At 62.0% G+C, this 18,047-nt stretch carries 20 protein-coding genes; 13 read left to right on the top strand and 7 right to left on the bottom strand.

What is annotated here, in order from left to right; translation table 11 throughout:
* Positions 1-358: 358 nt before the first annotated feature.
* Positions 359-1,267 (bottom strand): hypothetical protein, encoded by a 909-nt coding sequence (locus tag P3T40_RS15220; RefSeq protein WP_429268546.1) that lies wholly within the window; start codon positions 1,265-1,267, stop codon positions 359-361.
* A complete protein-coding gene (locus P3T40_RS15215) occupies positions 1,264-2,118 on the bottom strand; it encodes a DUF2092 domain-containing protein (protein WP_429268545.1) in 855 nt (284 codons plus the stop codon). The genes P3T40_RS15220 and P3T40_RS15215 overlap by 4 nt, the downstream gene beginning before the upstream one ends.
* 657 nt (positions 2,119-2,775) lie before the next feature.
* On the opposite strand from P3T40_RS15215, the gene P3T40_RS15210 reads away from it, so the two are divergent.
* Positions 2,776-3,180, top strand: a complete 405-nt coding sequence (locus P3T40_RS15210) for a helix-turn-helix domain-containing protein (RefSeq protein ID WP_429268544.1) — start codon at positions 2,776-2,778, stop codon at positions 3,178-3,180.
* 25 nt (positions 3,181-3,205) lie between these two features.
* Here the strand turns inward: P3T40_RS15210 and P3T40_RS15205 are convergent, their stop codons facing one another.
* Positions 3,206-3,490, bottom strand: a complete 285-nt coding sequence (locus P3T40_RS15205) for a hypothetical protein (RefSeq protein ID WP_429268543.1) — start codon at positions 3,488-3,490, stop codon at positions 3,206-3,208.
* Positions 3,491-3,939: 449 nt separating this feature from the next.
* Between P3T40_RS15205 and P3T40_RS15200 the strand changes: the two genes are divergently transcribed.
* The 4 genes from P3T40_RS15200 to P3T40_RS15185 all read left to right on the top strand — a co-directional run bounded on the left by P3T40_RS15200 (position 3,940) and on the right by P3T40_RS15185 (position 7,609).
* Entirely contained in the window at positions 3,940-4,593 is a 654-nt protein-coding gene (locus P3T40_RS15200; RefSeq protein ID WP_429268542.1) for an NADPH-dependent FMN reductase, read from the top strand.
* A 279-nt stretch (positions 4,594-4,872) separates the two neighbouring features.
* Positions 4,873-5,091: a transcriptional regulator gene (locus P3T40_RS15195; RefSeq protein WP_429268541.1), complete on the top strand. Its 219-nt coding sequence runs from the start codon at positions 4,873-4,875 to the stop codon at positions 5,089-5,091.
* A gap of 185 nt (positions 5,092-5,276) precedes the next feature.
* Positions 5,277-6,731, top strand: a complete 1,455-nt coding sequence (gene iaaH / locus P3T40_RS15190) for an indoleacetamide hydrolase (RefSeq protein WP_429268540.1) — start codon at positions 5,277-5,279, stop codon at positions 6,729-6,731.
* 146 nt (positions 6,732-6,877) lie between these two features.
* Positions 6,878-7,609 carry a CDP-diacylglycerol diphosphatase gene (locus P3T40_RS15185; protein ID WP_429268539.1) on the top strand — a complete coding sequence of 244 codons (732 nt, stop codon included), beginning with the start codon at positions 6,878-6,880 and terminating at the stop codon, positions 7,607-7,609.
* Positions 7,610-7,612: 3 nt separating this feature from the next.
* Here the strand turns inward: P3T40_RS15185 and P3T40_RS15180 are convergent, their stop codons facing one another.
* Positions 7,613-8,107, bottom strand: a complete 495-nt coding sequence (locus P3T40_RS15180; RefSeq protein ID WP_429268538.1) for a MarR family winged helix-turn-helix transcriptional regulator — start codon at positions 8,105-8,107, stop codon at positions 7,613-7,615.
* Between the two features lie 218 nt (positions 8,108-8,325).
* Between P3T40_RS15180 and P3T40_RS15175 the strand changes: the two genes are divergently transcribed.
* The 4 genes from P3T40_RS15175 to P3T40_RS15160 all read left to right on the top strand — a co-directional run bounded on the left by P3T40_RS15175 (position 8,326) and on the right by P3T40_RS15160 (position 11,331).
* Positions 8,326-9,414 (top strand): fatty acid desaturase, encoded by a 1,089-nt coding sequence (locus P3T40_RS15175; protein ID WP_429268537.1) that lies wholly within the window; start codon positions 8,326-8,328, stop codon positions 9,412-9,414.
* Positions 9,415-9,709: 295 nt separating this feature from the next.
* Positions 9,710-9,916: a hypothetical protein gene (locus P3T40_RS15170; protein ID WP_429268536.1), complete on the top strand. Its 207-nt coding sequence runs from the start codon at positions 9,710-9,712 to the stop codon at positions 9,914-9,916.
* 262 nt (positions 9,917-10,178) lie between these two features.
* Positions 10,179-10,961, top strand: coding sequence for a DUF899 domain-containing protein (locus P3T40_RS15165; RefSeq protein ID WP_429268535.1), 783 nt, complete (start codon positions 10,179-10,181; stop codon positions 10,959-10,961).
* Positions 10,962-11,058: 97 nt separating this feature from the next.
* Entirely contained in the window at positions 11,059-11,331 is a 273-nt protein-coding gene (locus P3T40_RS15160) for a DUF2934 domain-containing protein (protein WP_429268534.1), read from the top strand.
* Between the two features lie 44 nt (positions 11,332-11,375).
* Here P3T40_RS15160 and P3T40_RS15155 read toward each other — a convergent pair whose 3' ends face one another.
* Positions 11,376-11,666, bottom strand: coding sequence for a hypothetical protein (locus tag P3T40_RS15155; protein ID WP_429268533.1), 291 nt, complete (start codon positions 11,664-11,666; stop codon positions 11,376-11,378).
* Between the two features lie 420 nt (positions 11,667-12,086).
* On the opposite strand from P3T40_RS15155, the gene P3T40_RS15150 reads away from it, so the two are divergent.
* Positions 12,087-13,883 carry a thiamine pyrophosphate-requiring protein gene (locus tag P3T40_RS15150; protein WP_429268532.1) on the top strand — a complete coding sequence of 599 codons (1,797 nt, stop codon included), beginning with the start codon at positions 12,087-12,089 and terminating at the stop codon, positions 13,881-13,883.
* Between the two features lie 127 nt (positions 13,884-14,010).
* Here P3T40_RS15150 and P3T40_RS15145 read toward each other — a convergent pair whose 3' ends face one another.
* Both P3T40_RS15145 and P3T40_RS15140 read right to left on the bottom strand, forming a co-directional pair.
* On the bottom strand, positions 14,011-15,261 hold the full coding sequence (locus P3T40_RS15145; RefSeq protein ID WP_429268531.1) for a phosphatidylserine decarboxylase family protein: 1,251 nt from the start codon (positions 15,259-15,261) through the stop codon (positions 14,011-14,013).
* A gap of 129 nt (positions 15,262-15,390) precedes the next feature.
* Positions 15,391-16,227 (bottom strand): CHAD domain-containing protein, encoded by an 837-nt coding sequence (locus tag P3T40_RS15140; RefSeq protein WP_429268530.1) that lies wholly within the window; start codon positions 16,225-16,227, stop codon positions 15,391-15,393.
* 142 nt (positions 16,228-16,369) lie between these two features.
* Between P3T40_RS15140 and P3T40_RS15135 the strand changes: the two genes are divergently transcribed.
* The 3 genes from P3T40_RS15135 to P3T40_RS15125 all read left to right on the top strand — a co-directional run bounded on the left by P3T40_RS15135 (position 16,370) and on the right by P3T40_RS15125 (position 18,039).
* Positions 16,370-16,753, top strand: coding sequence for a DUF3022 domain-containing protein (locus P3T40_RS15135; RefSeq protein WP_429268529.1), 384 nt, complete (start codon positions 16,370-16,372; stop codon positions 16,751-16,753).
* Positions 16,754-16,843: 90 nt separating this feature from the next.
* Positions 16,844-17,005 carry a hypothetical protein gene (locus P3T40_RS15130; protein WP_429268528.1) on the top strand — a complete coding sequence of 54 codons (162 nt, stop codon included), beginning with the start codon at positions 16,844-16,846 and terminating at the stop codon, positions 17,003-17,005.
* 242 nt (positions 17,006-17,247) lie between these two features.
* Positions 17,248-18,039, top strand: a complete 792-nt coding sequence (locus P3T40_RS15125; protein ID WP_429268527.1) for a phosphate/phosphite/phosphonate ABC transporter substrate-binding protein — start codon at positions 17,248-17,250, stop codon at positions 18,037-18,039.
* Positions 18,040-18,047: the final 8 nt, after the last annotated feature.

The following is an 18,047-nucleotide window of genomic DNA, read 5'->3' as shown; positions in this document are numbered from 1 at the left end:
GCGGGTCACAGATGGACGACGTCGCCTTCTCCAACGCCGTATAGCGCCTGTTCAGAGGGAGATTGGGTGGAAAGATCGCATGGAAGCTGCCGTACGGAACGAGCTTCCTGCGCCGCGCTGCCCGCAGGAGCAACTGGGCAATCCGCGCCTCGAATTCGATATCCATATTCAGTCCTTGTCATAACAGCGAGCGGGGGCAGGAACCGCTACAGCGCGCAGCCAGGACCTAGCCGACGCGCTGCCTCCCTGCACCCGTTTGCCCCTTCGATGTTCGTTACTTCACGTGCGGCGTCCGGCGCCAGCAGCCGGGACGAAAGACGTTCACCCACCTGGCACGCTGGCGCTGGTGGTTCAGCGTTTACCTCGGGGCCGTGACGACCACGTACTGCACGGTTGGGCCCACGTATTGAGGCTGGTACCAGTTGGGACCGCACTGCTCATACACCACGCCCGCGACCATGACGTTGTTGCAGCTCGGCGGAAGGGCCGCGACGGTCGTCCCCACTACGACAGCAGTCGTCACGCCCACGGCCACACCGACCGCCACAGGATCGACATACCATCCATCGTCATGGTGATGGTGGTCGTCGTCGTGATGGCCATCGTCGTGGTGGTCGTGACCGTCGTCGTGGTGGCCGTCGTCATGGTGATCGCTGCCGCCGTTGTCGTGATGATCGCTACCGCCGCCATTGCTGCCGCCGTTATCGTGGTGGTCACTGCCACCGCCGTTGCTGCCACCGTTGTCGTGGTGGTCACTGCCGCCGCCATTGCTGCCGCCGCCGTGCGAATTCTGGCCGCCTCCGCCACCACCGTTGCTGCCACCGCCGCCGTTGCTACCGCCACCGCCATTGCTATTACCGACGTGCGAGCTCTGCCCGCCCCCACCGCCACCGCCACCGTGTGAGTTCGACCCGCCGCCTCCTCCACCTCCGTTCGACGGCTGGCCGCCGCCGTGCGAAGGTTGACCGCCGCCATGGGAAGAGCCACCGCCGGGCGCTCCTCCGAAATTGCCGCCTCCGTGGGAACCGCCCCCGCCACCCTGAAAGCCGCCGCCTCCTCCGCCATGGAATCCACCGCCTCCGCCTCCCTGGAAGCCTCCGCCCCCACCTCCCTGGAAGCCCCCGCCTCCGCCGCCGTGGAAGCCCCCACCGCCTCCGTGGATACTGGTGCGGGCCCGGCCGCTAATCCCAAAGGCGAAGGTCGTGGCCGAGGTCGCCGAAAAGGCAAGGGCGAGCGCAATAGCAGTCAGTCGCGTCAGTGGTTTCATTGCGCGTCTCCCTGTTGATCGTCGTCCGATACAGCAGGCGGCCGCATCGGAATCTCGTGCGCGCCCGGGCCAGGATGGAACGTGAAGGTGCCGGCGTCGAAGGTGGGATTCAGCGTCCATTCATAGTTGACTGCGTGCCGCGGCCGCGATGGCTGGGTGGTGTCAGTGACGACAAACCGGCACGGCAACGGCCGCGAACCGCTCTGGATCCAGAGCTCCCAGTCGAGGCCCGGCTGCTGATACGCATAGTGGTTGCACCACTTGCCATCGACCTTATCGAGCCCGATAAACAGCGCGCTCGTCAGCGCCTTTTCGTCATCCGATTGCTCGCCCCAGTAAAACAGGTCGACGAGTGGAAGCTGGACCCCGTATTTCTCGTCGGCGTCGACAATCAACTGGTGGATGGTGGGCGGCGCCGGCACCTTGCTGTAGTAGTGATGCGTGTCGTTGAACAATACGAAAGTGTGGCCGTCGTAGATCAGGCCCTTTGGCGCACGGCTACCCGTGATAACCACTCTAACCTTGTTCGGACGCTGCACCGACATCTCGGTGCGGTGCAAAAAGCCGATGTTCTGCCCGGTGGTCAGTACCGCGTCCGTCACGCTGTCCGCCTGGATACGGAAGCTCTTCAAGGTGCGCAGATAGTTGCCGAGCTTGTTCAGGGCATCGACGGCCTGGGGCTGCAACTCCGCTTGCGCTTGCCCCGGTGTGGGTTCGTCGCTCCCGGACGCTGGAGCCTGGGCCAGCGCGACCGATGCGCCAGCCATGGCGGCTAGCGCGGAGCCTATCAGGACGAAGCGCCCGACCCGCAAGGCGCTTTCGCCGCCCCACCGTGAAATGAACAGGTTCACTATGCTCTCCTAAATCACTGAAACGTTGCGCTAACTGAGCATCCAACTGCGCCGCCATTCATAAAATTAAATAATGGCGTCCGAACCGGCCAGGACGATGCGGATTTCGCGCGGCAATTGCTATCCAGCACATAAAACGCGTGCGCGAAAAAATCAAACTTCCCGTTTCACTCAGGGGATAACAACCGGCAGAATGTGACGGGACAGAAATATGCTAAAAATGACCGAGTAGAGTTTGAAGGCACCTGCGCATTTAACCAACATACAACAGTGGATGATGGGCCCTGCAACGTTGCTCAAAGAGACGCAGCAGGCGCGCGATGAAGTGCGTACGGAATAAATTTCTAGTAAAACTTCAGATGAAAAAACGTTACTGGATGCTAGCAAACGTCTTACTTAACATCAAGCATCAACACGGTGATTTTAAAATTCGTAACGATGAGGTGGATTGTTTCAATAAATGTGACTGGAAACCCGCCTATTGCAATGCTGGAGCCAGGTGAATTAAAACCTCAAGTACAGTTATTTTCATTCCATCTCAACACATCCAATAAAAAATCATTTATTAGTGGTGAGGTCCGGCTCGCGTGGTGTGCTTTCCGGATGATGAGAGGCGCCCTAGCTGTTTGCCCCGGACTTTGATGGACGGCCAATCGCATGCGTTCCCGAACCGAAGAGCTTCCAACTGTTGCACGGCGCATGAGCGCGGCGCAGATGCTGCTGGCCGGCTCGTCGGTGAGCGCGGTAGCCACGGCCCTAAACCTGTCTACGGCCACGGTCAAACGCTACAAGGCCATCCTGGACGACGGCGGCCTCGATGCGCTAAAGAAAATGAGTGTCGGCGGCCGCTCGTCCGCGCTCGACGCCGCGGCTCTGGAATGGATTGCGGCCGCGTTAAGCGGCTCCGCGCAAGAACATGGCTTTCCGAGCGATGCCTGGACCAACGCGCGCTTACGCGCGCTGATCGGGGCGAGATTCGGAGTCCAGTACTCTCGCGTCTACACTTGGCAGATTGCGACCAATCTGGGCCTCGGCCATCGGCTTTCGAAATCGAGCCGATGAACGTGCGACACCTCGCCCCCTCTCCTCACGAACGCCAGATCTCCTTTAATCTGCCGAATTCAGCAGGCCGGGTGTAGGACCGATACAGTTCGCCCACGGTACCGATTGCCAGTGCCGGCTTGAGCGTCGCGCCGGGCAGCGCCTGGGCGATCCAGTCGTAGGCGTTCATCTCGCGCTGCTCGGCATGCACGGCGTGCGTCAACGCGATGAGCGCCTTGTCGGCCGAGTGGTTTCCGAGGTCCACGAAGCAACTCTCGAACGGGTGCTTCGCTGCAATCGTGGGGCGCAAATCGGGGACTCGGTTGCTCACATTCCTCTCCTACACGGGTTGTCCCTTCCCATGTACCAGATGGATGTGACAACCCGTCGAATGGGCCGCAGGAATTCGCAGGCCTGGCGAAAATGCTGTCCTGGTCGATCATCCCGCAAAGGCAACGCAAAAAAAGGCCCCATTATCTTTCGATAGCAGGGCCGAATCCCATGTCAAGGAGTAGTCATGGAGGAGACGAGCCGATCATAACCGCACGCGAGGCGCGTCTCCAACCAACCGTTTTCGCTATGCTTATCCGTGCCCGCTTCACGTGCATTTTATGGCGGCCCTGCATGGATAACCCTCCCGGCGTATATCGTTAGAACGAAAAGTCGCTTCGTGCTGCTACTATCGGTCTCTAAGATGGCGGTTTAAGTCCAGTTTGCGTCGGCACGCCTGCACGCAGCCTCGTGCGACGCCACGACAGCCGCTACCGAAGGAGCATTTCGTTGACCAGTTTCGATCAAAATCGCCGGCCGCTCGTTATCGGCATCGGCGGCACCACGCGCGCGGCGTCGTCCACCGAGCGTGCCCTCGGTTTTGCCCTGCGTGGCGCAGAAGCCGCCGGCGCGCGGACCCGCCTGTTCGGCGGCACCTTCCTGCATAGCCTGCCGCACTACGCTCCCGAAGACCCGCAACGTACCGACGCGCAGCTCGAGCTGATCGAGGCCGTGCGCCAGGCCGACGCGCTGATCATCGCCACACCGGGCTATCACGGAGGCGTCTCCGGCCTCGTAAAGAATGCGCTCGATACGCTGGAAGAACTGCGTGCCGACGAGCGCCCCTACCTCGATGGCCGCGCAGTCGGCTGCATCGTCACGGCCTACGGCTGGCAGGCCGCCGGTTCGGTACTCACGTCCTTGCGCTCGATCGTCCACGCCTTGCGCGGCTGGCCCACGCCGTTTGGCGCCGGCATCAATACGCTCGAGACGCGCTTCGAATCCGTAGACAGCTGCTCCGACCCGAAAGTAGTCGAGCAACTCGCCACAGTCGGCCAGCAGGCCGCGCAGTTCGCCCTTGCGTTCAGCGCGCACCACACACCGTCGCATCTCAGCGCGGCCCCCGAAGCGCGCACGGCCAAGGTCCTGACGCTCGCCAGTTGAGTACGCAGCGGCTGCAGGGCCGCATTCGCGCGGCACAGTTCGTGTGCCAACCAACAGACAGGCCGTACGGCTCGCCGGATAGTGTTATTAACGCATCCGGTGCCGCCTCAGCCGAATCCGCGAAGACCGTTCCAGGTCCACCGTGATTTGCTTGCGACGAAAGATTGGTTCACTCGCGAGGCCGCCAGGCCTACGCTTGTTCCTGCCCGCCCACCACCCGGTCGGCACTATGCGTCAAGCTTCCTTTGCAACGCATGCGGGCAGACCATCGCCATAAACATGAATCGACAAGCTATCCAATACAAAGGTTACGAGGTTGCCCCGGTCGCACAGCAACTGCCCAACGGGCTGTATGCGGCGAATCTCACCATCGGGAAAGCCACTGCGGACCACACCCGCGCTTACTCGTTCGATGCGCTCGACTATTTCTTCGACGAAGAGCACGCGGTAGCGTATGCGTTTCGCTGGGGACGCATGTGGGTCGACAGCCATCAATGACGGCACGTTTTAAGCGGCTGTGACAGAATAGGCGGCACGTCCCGCCTTGTTGCGACCGCCATGTCCGATACGCTGAGCCATGCAGGTGCCGCCGAGGGCCGCCCCTGGCGCAGCTGGATCTTTCGCGATCTCACTCGTGTGGAAACTACGCACTCCCTGACCGGGCACACCAGGAGATCTCACGCATGACATGGACCGTCGACGAACAGTTGGCCCTGACGGCAACGCAAGCCGTGGCTGCAATCCAGACCGGCCAGCTGAAAGCCACGGAATATATCGCCACGTTACTCGCGCGCGCCGCCGCGCTGTCGACGCTCAACGCCCTGACCGCGCTCAATATGGAAGGCGCACTCGCCGCCGCGCAACGGCTCGATGCGTTGACGCCTGAAGCACGCGCGGCGTTACCGCTTGCGGGCTTGCCGATCGTCGTGAAAGACAACATCAACACCCAAGGACTCATGACTTCGGCGGGCACGCCCGCGCTGGAGACCTTCGTGCCGCGCGAGAATGCGCCCACGGTGCAGCGCCTGCTCGACGCCGGCGCAATCATCCTTGGCAAGGCCAACATGCACGAACTGGCCTTCGGCATTACCAGCACCAACCTCGCACCGCATGCCGGGCCGGTTCGCAACCCGTACGATCCGGGGCTGATTCCGGGCGGCTCGTCGGGCGGCACCGCGGTCGCCATCGCCGCGCGTATCGTGCCGGCCGGTCTCGGCACCGACACCGGTGGGTCCACCCGCATTCCGGCTGCCTTGACCGGCACGGCCGGGTTTCGTCCGTCGGTCGGCAACGGTGGCGCAGAGCGCCGCTATCACGATCCGAACGCCGTGGTGCCAATCAGTCATACGCGCGACACCGTTGGCCCGATGGCGCGCAACGTCGCCGACATCGCGCTGCTGGACGGCGTCGTAACCGGCGCGGGGCCCTTGCCCGACGTGGCACTGAATAGCTTGCGCATAGGCCTGCCTGCACCGCTGTGGGAAGACCTGGAGGATGCGCTGGAAGACGTGGTACGCGCTGCGCTGCCGCAACTGGAGGCGGCAGGCGTAACGTTCGTGCAGGTGGAGATGGATGAACTGCTGGATCTGAACGACAAGGTCGCCTCGGCGGTCGCAATCCACGAGGCGCACGACGACGTGCCCGCGTGGCTGGTCGCCAACGATGCGCCGGTCAAGACGCTCGCGGAGGTGGCGGCACGCATTGCCAGCCCGGATGTGCGCACCATCTACGATGCGGTCCTCGCGGACCCGCTGGCCCAGCAGTACCAGACGGCGCTCACCGTATGGCGGCCGCAGCTTCAGGCACTGTATGCGCAGACCTTTGCTGCGCACCAGCTCGATGCGCTGCTGTTCCCCACCACGCGCCTGGCCGCCGTGGCGATCGACGACCTGGCCGGCTCGTCCGCAGTGTCGATCAACGGCGGCGCACCCGTCGACGAAATGAGCGCCTACCTGCGCAACACCGATCCGGCCAGTAACGCCGGCATTCCGGGGCTGTCGCTTGCGGCTGGCTTGACCGCGGAAGGCCTGCCGGTCGGGCTCGAGCTTGACGGCCCGCTCGGCAGCGACCGGCGGCTGCTGGCAATCGGCGTGGCGTTTGAAGAGGTGCTCGGCGCGCTGCCGGCGCCCACGCTTTGATGAACGCACGGAAGGTTTTGCCGGCAGATGCCGGCCGCTCGCCGCGTTCGCTGGGTTCGCTGGGGTCAGGGCGCGCCGCGTGGCGAGGAACGTCCGGGATGCCTGTAAAAGGGATCAGCCGTCGTGCCCGTCGCGTCATGAGTCGCATGGTTGCCCTCATCGCAATCGCCGTCGCGGCAAGCGGTTGCGCAGAAATTGCGGCCGCCGATCCCGATGCGCTATGGAAGATCGTCGGCGGACAATGTGTGCCCGAGGCGCAAGCGAGCGGCCGGCCTGGTCAATGCACCAGCGTGAATCTCGCTGGGCACTACGCGATTCTGAAAGACATCTTCGGGCACACGCAGCACCTGCTAATTCCGACTGAGCGCGTCAGCGGCATCGAAAGTCCAAGCATTCTGGAGGCCAATGCGCCGGATTACTGGGCAGATGGCTGGAGTTCGCGCAAGGTGGTGGAAGCATCGCTGAAGCAGCCGCTCGCCGCCAATCAGTTCGGACTCGAAATCAATTCGGAATTCCGCCGTACGCAGCAGCAACTGCATATTCATATGGACTGCATGCGCACAGATGTCATCGATGCACTGGCCGCCTACCGCCGCGAAAAACCGGACCAATGGCACTGGGCAACGCTCGACGGGGTGCGCTACCGGATCATGCGCGTCACCAGCCTGACGCAGGACAACGATCCGTTCCGGATCGTCGCGCGCGATCATCCGGATTCGCAAGCCATGGCCACGCAGACGATCCTCGTGACCGGCGCCGGTCCTTCCACCGCTCAGGACGGCTGGCTTGTGCTCAATAGCGGCCTCGACGTCGACAACGGCACCGGCACCGCGGAAGGCCTGCTCGATCACGCCTGCCGGCTGGCCGACGCGCAGTAGCGCCTAGTCCGCCTCGCTCGTGCCGCCTTCCACGGCAAGACTCACGAGCCAGCGGCGAATCACGCTTTCCTCATCCGCGTTGAAGCCATCGAGCATTTTCTGCTCGATGGCTTCAACGCGCGAGCGGCATTGCTTGAGGAGTGCCTTGCCCTCATCCGTGACGTCGATATGCTGGATGCGGCCATGCACCGCGTGCGGCCGCCGGGCGATGGCGCCGCTGCGCAACAGGTTCGCGACGATCACACTGACCGTTTGCGGCGTGAGCATCGCGAGGCGGGCCAGGTCCGCATTGGACAGGCCAGGATACGCGACCAGCATGGTCAGCACCATGAATTGAGGCGGCGTTACGCTGAGATCGGCGAGCGCGCGCTCCATGCGCAGCCGGTTTGCCGCGCCGGCCTGGCGCAGCAGATAGCCAATATGGCCCTCCTCGCCGCGTTTGCCCTCGCCGATGCGGGGAATGTCTTGCGGGTCAGTTGGTGTGGAGGGCTTTCGCATGGATATCAGAATTCGAATATTAACGTTCGTGCTCTGATATTAACCGGTAACGGGGCGGCGGAATAGTTCAAGAGGCCCGCCACCACGCCCTAAGCGCTTTTTCGCAGATGCTTTGCGCAAGAAAATGGTTCGTCGCGGACAGCGCGCCCAGTAGGATCGGCCTTAACGCGTCTCCTGACGTCTTTCCGAATCCTAACCCGGCCCTACCTGTACTGCCGATGGCGATCTATCTCGACGACACGCAACGCAAAGCCCTGGCCCGCCTGAGCGCGAGCTGGACCTGGCGCACGGAGTGGCCGACGTGGCTGTTGATCGTAACGATATACGGTGGATGGTTCGGTGTCGCGACGCATGCGAGCAGTCTCGGACTGCCCGTCACCATCGCTCTGCTTGCGCTGTTGAGCGCGTGGTATATGTCCCTGCAGCACGAATTGCTGCACGGCCACCCGACCCGCTCGCGCCTGATCAACGGACTGCTCGGCTTCGCACCGCTCGCCGTCTGGTTCCCCTATGGCATCTATCGCGATTCGCATCTGCGGCATCACGACGATCCACATCTGACCCGCCCCGAACACGATCCGGAAAGTTACTTCGTTAGCAGCAAAAAATGGCGCCGGGCCGGAGCCGCGACGCGGGCGCTGCTGATGCTGCGCAACACCTTTGCCGGACGGCTCGTGGTCGGTCCCGCCTTCGCAATTGCCGCTGCCATCATTGATGCCGCTCGCAAGGCCGCTCGCGGCGACTGGCGCGACGTGCTGCTCTGGATTGCCCATGGCGCGTCCGTAGCCGCGCTCGCGTGGTGGCTGCAGACTGATTGCGGAATATCGGCGTGGCTGTTTGTGCTGGGCGTGGGCTACAGCGCGCTGTCGTTAAGCTCGGTCCGGTCTTTTCACGAGCATCGGGTGGCAGAAGCCGTTGAGCACCGCACCGTGCTGAACGAAGCCGCGTGGTACTGGCGCCTGCTGTTCCTGAACAATAACTATCATTTAGTACACCATGACTTACCGCATGTCCCCTGGTATGCGCTTCGGGAAGTCTATGAAACCTCCCGCCAGCAATACATAGAACGCTCGGGCGGGTTTCTGGTGAAGGGTTACAGCGAATGGTTGAGGCGCTGCGCATTCGCTCCGGTTGCACATCCGGCGCATGGCAATCTGTCCGGTTTCGTCCACACGAATGCGCCTGTTCCCGTCAGTCTTTCGCGTAAATTGCGGGCAAAATTCATGGTGATTCTCCGCCGAGGAGAATTGCATGAAGCTCACACACGCGCTAGCGCTGAACGCCAAACCACCACACAAGCCTTATAAGCTCGGTGAGCGCGACTCGGTGCATCTGCACGTCCCGGTAGCAGGAGCCTGTGGTAGGCGATGAGCGCGTGGCAAGCCATTAAAAACATAAAAAAGGCGAAGCCACGACGCTCAGGCACGTAGCCTCTCATTTTCGGCTAATTTTCACGCTCCACAATGGCTCTGTGCCATATCCGCGCTATCAGGTGCTTGTCGCGACACGACTCGCGGCGCGTGCTCCAGATGGTGCGAGCGCAGATTGAAAACGACGCGCGTTATGGCCGTCCGAAACAACTCGCAAACTTCAGGAGCGTATATGAAACTAACTGCAATTCAGCAAGCCGATTTGATTGGTGCATCCATTGGCGGTATCGAAAGGGTCGATGCCGTGATTCGAAAGTTGAAAGAGGAGTGCCCGAACGCCTTCCATACAAATACGACACTGGTTACGCGCGTTTTCGTTCACAGGCCGGGAGAAGAAACGCCGTGCAGGGGTTTCATTCATGGCTCGACGGCGCGCTGAAACGCCTTCCCAAGCGGCTTGATCGGAGAAGCGCCGAGCGATGCATATCGGCGCTTCGATCAAAGCTGCGTACGCTGGCTAGTGGGTCGCGATGACCGTAGTTAGTGATCCCATCGGAATACCGTCACACTTGTTACTCCCCACGTTCGGTTTTCGGTGCCAAGCTATCTCATGGCCAACAACGGGCGATGAGCAACCACTCCAGTCGCGCTTCAGCCACGCGGCGCAGGAATTCGCCCAAAACCAGGAGATTGCAGAAGCCATGACTACATCATCCAGGAACGAAGGGAAAGAAGGACAGACTGCCATGCACACACCGCCGGTCGTGTCTTCTGAAGCATGGGAGGCGGCCCGCCAGCAATTGCTTGTGAAGGAAAAGGCGCAGACCCACGCCCGTGATGCCTTGGCCGCCGAGCGCCGGCGAATGCCATGGGTGGCCGTCGAAACGGCGTATACGTTCGAGGGGCCTGCGGGCAATGTCAGTCTGCTCGACCTGTTCGACGGCCGGCGTCAGCTGATTGTCTACCGGGCCTTCTTCGAGCCGGGCGTGTTCGGTTGGCCGGAGCATGCCTGCCGGGGCTGTTCCATGGTGGCCGACCAGGTCGCCCACCTCGCCCACCTGAATGCCCGCGATACCACGCTCGTCTTCGTCTCGCGCGCGCCCCAGGCGGACATTGCGGTGCTGAAGGCGCGGATGGGCTGGGAGATGCCATGGTTCACCCTCACGGACCGCTTCGACGCTGACTTCGGCGTCGACGAGTGGCATGGCACCAACGTGTTCTACCGCGACGGCGACCGCGTGTTCCGCACCTACTTCATCAACAACCGCGGCGACGAGCAGATGGGGGGCACCTGGAATTACCTCGACATGACGCCGCTGGGGCGGCAGGAGGTCTGGGAAGACTCGCCCGAAGGCTATCCTCAGACCGCAACCTACAAGTGGTGGAACTGGCACGACAGCTACGTCGCAGACGCCGCGCCCGACAAGAAGTGGGTCGAGGTGTCGGACGCCGGCGAGGCGGCGTTCCGGAACAAAGACGTATAGCGGCGGCCAGGTCGGAACGCCAATTGCTGCTTCTCCATGGGGGCGCTGTGCCCCCGCGGTGCCCCTCTACCCCCGTGCAACATGGAGAAAACTCACTATGGATTCCGACCTCGAATCCCGCATCCGCTCACGCGCTTACCAACTGTGGCAAAACGATCCGTCGCCCGATGGCAAAGCAGACATGCATTGGGAAATGGCCCAGAGGCAGATCGAAGCCGAAGGCGATCTGACGCAAGAAAACGCCAGCCCAAATATCGACCAATCTGCTGATCGGGAAAGCGGCGAGCGTCCAGCGGCCGAAGAAAAATTGCAGGACCTCTCTGCCGATTCGTCGCCGCGTGCCCGCACGGGCAAACGTCAGCGCGCCTGACACCATCACGCGGGCTACCTGTGGCGGCGGCAGGTTGCCCGCCCCTACTCAAGATGAGCCGCCATGACCAACCATATGTCCCGCTCCCCATCGTTCACTTCTATTGCGAGCGCGTAGGGGTCGTCGGGACTGCAGGTCCTGGCAAGAACGCCTTGGGCCAATTCGCCATTGTCCAAAACGCGCCCGGTCAGACAGCGCACCTCCTGTTTTCCCTCGAACATCGGTCGGCTTTGACGGTAGACGAGCGGTTCGCGCTTCCATGCTTCAAAGCAGTCCTGCACATGCTGGAAGTCGCCGCCGCAGATGTTGAGCTCGTAGTGCACGATCCGCTCCATGACACACCTCCTTCACCTCTTTCCATTGCAACCATTGCGTTGCGAGCAATTGCGTCCGGACACGTGCGCTTACGCATCAACCGTTCCAGGGCGTGTCGGTGCAGGTATCCGAGTTGAACCCACGGGCGCTCGGCGCGAAGGTTGCTTATGTCAGGTGCGCGAGCCGCGTGTAGTTTTTCCCTCGCCGATTGAACCTTTGACAGCTAGGCGGGTACGGCAGCCGCCTCTGTAGACCATAACGATGCGTCAAAGCATCGACGCATGCTGATCGACAGGAACATCCGTTGCTGGGCAGGTCATGCGTGCCGCGGCACGCAGTTGCTCCCGAGCACGCCCGGTCGCTAAATTGCCAAACTGGTGTGCTGACGCCATGGCGCGGCGCACGGTAGCCGTGCAGTTCATCGTTCTGTGGAGATCGTAATGAGCCAGACCGTCGGTGACTTCATCGTTGAACGACTGCACGCCTGGGGCGTGCGGCGCATCTACGGCTATCCTGGCGACGGGATTAACGGCGTATTCGGCGCGCTGAATCGCGCCAAGGGGAAGATCGAGTTCGTACAGGTGCGTCACGAAGAAATGGCCGCATTCATGGCGTCGGCACACGCGAAATTCACCGGCGAACTCGGTGTGTGCATCGCCACTTCAGGGCCGGGTGCGTCGCACCTGATCACCGGCCTTTACGACGCCCGCATGGATCATATGCCCGTGCTGGCCATCGCCGGCCAGCAGGCGCGTGCCGCAATGGGCGGCCACTATCAGCAGGAACTCGATCTGGTGTCGATGTTCAAGGATGTTGCCGGCGCCTTCGTCGCGCAGGCGGGTGTGCCCTCGCAGGTACGCCATCTGGTCGACCGCGCGGTGCGCACGGCACTCGCCGAGCGCAAGGTCACGGCGCTTGTGCTTCCCAACGATCTGCAGGACCTGCCCTATGACGCGCCGGGGCGCAAGCACGGCACGCTGCATTCGGGCATCGGCTTCCGCGTGCCGCGCGTCGTGCCCTACCCTGATGACCTGCAACAAGCCGCCGAGGTCCTCAACGCCGGCAAGAAAGTGGCGATCCTGGTCGGCGCGGGTGCGCTGCACGCCACGGACGAAGTGATCGCCGTGGCGGAGAAACTCGGTGCCGGTGTCGCCAAGGCTCTGCTCGGCAAAGCCGCGTTGCCGGACGATCTGCCTTGGGTGACCGGTTCGATCGGTCTGCTCGGCACCAAACCCAGTTACGACCTGATGAGCGAATGCGACACGCTGCTGATGATCGGCTCGGGCTTCCCGTATGCGGAGTTTTTGCCGAAGGAAGGCGCTGCGCGCGGCGTGCAGATCGATACGAAGGCCGACATGCTGAGCCTGCGCTATCCGATGGAAGTCAATCTGGTCGGCGACAGCGCAGAGACCCTGCAGGCGTTGCTGCCCTTGCTCGAACAGAAACAGGACCGCAAGTGGCGGGAAAAAATCGAAGGCTGGACTGCGGACTGGTGGAAAACGCTCGACAAGCGCGCACATGAGGTCGGCAAGAACGGCGTCAACCCACAGCGCAGCGTCTGGGAACTGTCGTCGCGCGTGCCGGCCAATGCCATCGTCACTAGCGATTCCAGCTCGTGCGCCAACTGGTACGCGCGTGATCTGAAAGTGCAGCGCGGCATGATGTGCTCGCTATCCGGTGGACTCGCGTCCATGGGTGCCGCGGTGCCCTACGCGATCGCCGCGAAGTTCGCTTATCCGGAGCGGCCCGTGGTTGCTCTGGTTGGCGATGGTGCAATGCAGATGAGCAACATGGCCGAATTGATCACCGTTGCCAAGTACTGGAAACAGTGGGCCAATCCGCGCTGGATCTGCGTGGTGCTGAACAACGGCGACCTGAATCAGGTGACATGGGAGCAGCGCGCCATGGAAGGCGACCCGAAGTTCGAGGCATCGCAGGATATCCCGTCCGTACCGTATCACCGCTTCGCTGAACTGATCGGCCTGCGGGGTATCTACGTGGACGACGCGGAGCGCATGGGCGACGCGTGGGATGAAGCGCTCGCCTCCGACCGCCCGGTAGTGCTCGAAGTGAAAGCCGATCCGAACATTCCACCTTTGCCGCCGCATATCACGCTCGCCCAGGCCAAGGCGTTTGCGTCCACCCTCATGAAGCGCGATCCGAATGAAGGCAACGTGATCGTCGAAACCGCGAAGCAGGTGCTGGATGCGGTGATTCCGGGGCATCGGGACAAATGACAGCGGCCGGCTCGCCAAACGCGGTGGGCGGCGCGAACGCAAGAGGCGCAGAATGAAAACACGCGCTGCGACGAGCCGGTGAAATCGCGCATCGGGCTGTGGGCGCGAGCGCTCGTGAGCCGAACGGCTACTGCGCCGTCGCGATATGCGTATTGACCTTGATGGGAAGCCGGTCATCATCAAACGGCGGCTTCGGCACGAAGCTGCGGATCACGCCGGGTTCAAACACAAGACAGTAAGTCGAGCCACCGTACTGGAAGTAACCGAGCTCGTCGCCCTTCGCGACACGCTGGCCGGGCAACGCCTCGATCACGCAAGACGAAACGTCCGCCATGCCGACGAACACGCAACCCACCTGGCCGATGGCGGGATCGTCGCAATCAATGACAATTACCGCACGTGCGGCAACCGCGGTGATGTAACCCTGCGAGTCGTTCAGTCCTCCCGGGTCTTCGCCTTCGGAGTCAGCGTCCGAGTAATAGCTGCCATCCACGGTATACGCTTTCGAAATGACGCCGCTAACGGGCGCGTGCCAACGGTGATAGTTGTATGCGCTGAGAAACGCCTGATAAACCGAGCCGCCGATAAAACGTCCCGCCAGTTCTGCTTGAGACGACGTGAACATATCCTGAAGCGAGTACGGCTGGGACTTGATCCAGAACGTGTCGTGAAGCTTCACATCTTCCTGAATGTTATATGGCGCAGCCTCGCATGCACTCACGATGACCTTGGGGTTGTCGGACTGGTCGACCGGTCTCGCATCGGGGAGAAATCGACGCGTGAAGAAGGCGTTCCACGACTCAAATCCCCAATAGGGTTTCTGAGGATCGCAAACGAATTGCAACATGCCAATGCGCTTGTCCGCCGCCGGGCAAAACCAGCCGGACGGCTGCTCGGCATTCAGATGCTCACGGGAGTATGGGCCGTCCAGAAAGCCACACCATGTGTTCAGTACGCGCTTGAGCTGCGTGTTGAGTGCGGGATCGCGGAACAGCGCGTAGCCGGACGGCATGCACATTGGCCAGTCGAGCACCGCGTTCAACGGACAATGAATCAGGCTCGTTTCGCTGAAAGGTGGCGCATAGGTCAGCAGATAGTCGATGATCGTCATCAGTTCGTCGATCGTCGAATAGCCGAGCACATATCCGGCGTCACGCGCTTCGCGGATTGCCCGCGTCATATCCATACGCAGCACGGGATCGCCATTCACCAGCGCGGCCAGATCGTCCACCACGCTCGCGCGTGGCGCTGTGGCCGCACGTGCACGTGCCTTCGCGGCAATCTCAGTGCGGAATTTCGCCACATGGGCTTCCTTGCGCGGAAGCCATTCTCCCAGGCGACGTCGTTCGCCCCGCGGTTCGTCAGGTTTGTCTGCCATGTCTTGTCCTGTACATGCTCACTTAGGCGTTCGCCTGCGTAGCTGGTCCGGCGGCCGAATCTTCGCCCCGGTCCAGTACCTTGCGGAGCGAAGCAAACGCCATGCCGCGCTCGTGGCGCCCGCCCACCGCTACAACAGCTTCGAGGCCGCGCGAACCCGACTCTTACGCTGTTTTTCCAACGCCGTAAAAGCAACCTCGACGTCCCGATCATTGCTAAAAATCCCGCGATTGCCGCGCAAGAGTTCCTCACTGGCCACCACGTCGTTTAGCGTACCGAAGCGCTTCTGCAGCTTTTTCAAGCCCTTGAGGGTCTTCAACTGCTTCTTCGTCAGTAAAGGCTCGAAGAACTCGAGCAGGTAGCGAACCTTCTTGCCAGCCTTGCGGACGTCGTGATACGACGCATAGTCGGACCGTTTGGCGTGTGCGGCAAGGTGCATGCGTTTGTTCAGCGACTTCTCGGCAGCAGCGACCCGCTTACGCGCAAACTTCTTTAGCGGCGTCTGCTCGCGCGCCTGATGCCGGAGCGCACCGCTCGCATCGGCAAGCGCGTCCCGCAGCACGGCGTGGATGCCGGCGTGAGACAAGGTTTCGCGGCTGTCGTCCAAAGCGGCGGCACGCGCGGCGCGCAGCCGGTCAGTTGGCGCTTGCCGCGCGCCCAATGATTCGACGAGCAACTCGGACAATATGTCCCAGTCACGGGTTTTTCCGGCAGCGCCTGCGAGGGATTTGAAGCGGTCGCGCTGCTGGTCATCAATCTCCTCACCCAGCAATGGCCGATATGCCCACAAAAGCGATCTCAGCCGACGCAGCGACACGCGCAGTTTGTGAAGCACGTCCGCATCGGAGTTCGCGGCGAGCGCGTCGGCATTTTCAATCGCCGCGTCGGCTAATGGCCGGGCATACGTCGAAAAATGTGACTCGGCGGTGTCCCGTTCGGGCAGGTCGGCCTGCTTTTCGGTTTTCATAGCATCTCCTTGACGTCTCGTAAGGCAAGCAAGAGCGATTCCACCGCGGTATCCGTTTCATCGAATGCTCCGGGTACGCACGGCGTATTGCGCCGCGGCATGCCGTTTGCTCACTCCGTGGGAATCCGATTGGAGTAGAGCCATGAATCAGATCGACAGACAGCAACGCCTCGAGGAACTCGAACTGGCGATAGCCGACATTTTTCCGTCGCCCAAAGCACCCGCCGTCAGCGTTACCGACGAGGAATCGATCGTTTACCTGCAGATTTCCTGGGTGGTGGAAAGCCATGCCGACACGACGCTCGATTCGCGATGTGCATGCACCGTCCGCTTCACGGGTGAGCAGATAGACCAATACGCTGCAATGGATACGGCAAAGCGTCTGCGTGTGCAACAGCGCCTCGAGACACTCATGCGAGAGCGCTTCGAAGCGAATAAGGCGGCCGATCCGCGGCAAGACGACTGCGCGGTCGAGTTCGCGGCCGACGGTGACTTGTTCGATGTACCCGATGATCCGGCGCAGTGACGTTCTGATCGCAAAGAGCTACTGATAGCTCCGCGCGTTGTTGGGGGCTACCGGCAGTCAATCCAACCGTCTTACTTGTGAATAGCACTCATGACGCTGCCGACGTCTCGCGTGGTGACGGGTGGCGCAGCGTTGCCCCGTATGCATGACGATCGTACGAAAGCCGACGGTCAAGTGCTGCCGCCAATCGCTGGTGGCAACATACTGATCGCCGGCATTGGCGTGGCGTTAGGCGGAGCGACTGGCGGTTGAGTGACCGGCTTCGCTTGCTGCGCGACGCAGGCCGCGGTCAGCAGCACGAAGCCGGCTGCGGCCAGAGATCTGGCAGCCAACGAAATAAGACGTGCCGTGTTCCTGGTTGCACAGGACGATGATGCGACTCGGATCATGATCTACTCCAGGTTTGCCCGCACTAGCTGCATCCCGAACCGAGCAAGCAGCGTTCCGCGGGCGCCATACCACGCTTCGCAGCGTCATGTGCCAGAATCGCACCCATGAACCGGATCGCCGCCCTCCCTATGTACAACGTCAGCCCCGCTCTCGCCGCCGATTGGCGCGCGTTGCTGGGTGACGTCCTGCAAGCCGTCGACCCACACGCCCGCATCGTCGATCCGGGCGACGATCTGCACGCCCTGTGGCGCCGGCCCGACCTGCTGATTTCGCAGACCTGCGGCTATCCGCTGATGAGCGGCTTGCATGAGCAGGTTCAGCTGATCGCGACGCCGAAGTTCGACGCGCCGGGTTGCACGGAAGCGGACTATTCAAGCGTACTGATCACACGCTCTGGCGCGCCGTTCGACACACTCGACGCCTGCCGTGGCGCACGTGCCGCGTACAACCAGGACGACTCGAATAGCGGCATGAATGTGTTCCGTCACGCAGTCGCGCCGCTTGCGAAGGGTGGAAGATTTTTTAGCGAGGTGATACGCACCGGATCACATCTCGGCTCGTTACGGGCGGTGGCAGAAAACCGCGCGGACATCGCCGCAATCGACTGCGTGACCTTCGCGTTCGTGCGTGACGAAATGCCGGAACTCGCGCAACAGGTGAGGGAAATCGGCTGGACCGCTGCGTCACCCGGTTTGCCGCTGATTGCCGCAAACACTGTGCCGCAGGGCGTTATTGAGTCATTGCGTGCGGCGCTGAACGAAGCCATCGCCGCACGGCCCGAACGTGCCGCACGACTGCGTCTGAAGGGGTTTGCGAGCTTGCCGCCAAGCGACTACGCCCGCATCACACAACTGGAACACGAGGCGCAAGCCTTGGGCTATGCGCGCCTCGCCTGAACTGCAAC

The organism is Paraburkholderia sp. EB58 (genome assembly GCF_050436665.1).
In the GTDB taxonomy this organism is placed as follows: Bacteria; Pseudomonadota; Gammaproteobacteria; order Burkholderiales; family Burkholderiaceae; genus Paraburkholderia.
This window is presented reverse-complemented; position numbering and strand designations above follow the sequence as displayed.

What these genes read in the sequence shown, in the direction of transcription:
- P3T40_RS15220 (WP_429268546.1), bottom strand. Translation starts at nt 1,267, where the DNA reads ATGAAACCACTGACGCGACTGACTGCTATTGCGCTCGCCCTTGCCTTT.
- P3T40_RS15210 (WP_429268544.1), top strand. Translation starts at nt 2,776, where the DNA reads ATGCGTTCCCGAACCGAAGAGCTTCCAACTGTTGCACGGCGCATGAGC.
- P3T40_RS15195 (WP_429268541.1), top strand. Translation starts at nt 4,873, where the DNA reads ATGAATCGACAAGCTATCCAATACAAAGGTTACGAGGTTGCCCCGGTC.
- iaaH (WP_429268540.1), top strand. Translation starts at nt 5,277, where the DNA reads ATGACATGGACCGTCGACGAACAGTTGGCCCTGACGGCAACGCAAGCC.
- P3T40_RS15185 (WP_429268539.1), top strand. Translation starts at nt 6,878, where the DNA reads ATGGTTGCCCTCATCGCAATCGCCGTCGCGGCAAGCGGTTGCGCAGAA.
- P3T40_RS15180 (WP_429268538.1), bottom strand. Translation starts at nt 8,107, where the DNA reads ATGCGAAAGCCCTCCACACCAACTGACCCGCAAGACATTCCCCGCATC.
- P3T40_RS15175 (WP_429268537.1), top strand. Translation starts at nt 8,326, where the DNA reads ATGGCGATCTATCTCGACGACACGCAACGCAAAGCCCTGGCCCGCCTG.
- P3T40_RS15170 (WP_429268536.1), top strand. Translation starts at nt 9,710, where the DNA reads ATGAAACTAACTGCAATTCAGCAAGCCGATTTGATTGGTGCATCCATT.
- P3T40_RS15165 (WP_429268535.1), top strand. Translation starts at nt 10,179, where the DNA reads ATGACTACATCATCCAGGAACGAAGGGAAAGAAGGACAGACTGCCATG.
- P3T40_RS15160 (WP_429268534.1), top strand. Translation starts at nt 11,059, where the DNA reads ATGGATTCCGACCTCGAATCCCGCATCCGCTCACGCGCTTACCAACTG.
- P3T40_RS15155 (WP_429268533.1), bottom strand. Translation starts at nt 11,666, where the DNA reads ATGGAGCGGATCGTGCACTACGAGCTCAACATCTGCGGCGGCGACTTC.
- P3T40_RS15150 (WP_429268532.1), top strand. Translation starts at nt 12,087, where the DNA reads ATGAGCCAGACCGTCGGTGACTTCATCGTTGAACGACTGCACGCCTGG.
- P3T40_RS15145 (WP_429268531.1), bottom strand. Translation starts at nt 15,261, where the DNA reads ATGGCAGACAAACCTGACGAACCGCGGGGCGAACGACGTCGCCTGGGA.
- P3T40_RS15140 (WP_429268530.1), bottom strand. Translation starts at nt 16,227, where the DNA reads ATGAAAACCGAAAAGCAGGCCGACCTGCCCGAACGGGACACCGCCGAG.
- P3T40_RS15135 (WP_429268529.1), top strand. Translation starts at nt 16,370, where the DNA reads ATGAATCAGATCGACAGACAGCAACGCCTCGAGGAACTCGAACTGGCG.
- P3T40_RS15130 (WP_429268528.1), top strand. Translation starts at nt 16,844, where the DNA reads ATGACGCTGCCGACGTCTCGCGTGGTGACGGGTGGCGCAGCGTTGCCC.
- P3T40_RS15125 (WP_429268527.1), top strand. Translation starts at nt 17,248, where the DNA reads ATGAACCGGATCGCCGCCCTCCCTATGTACAACGTCAGCCCCGCTCTC.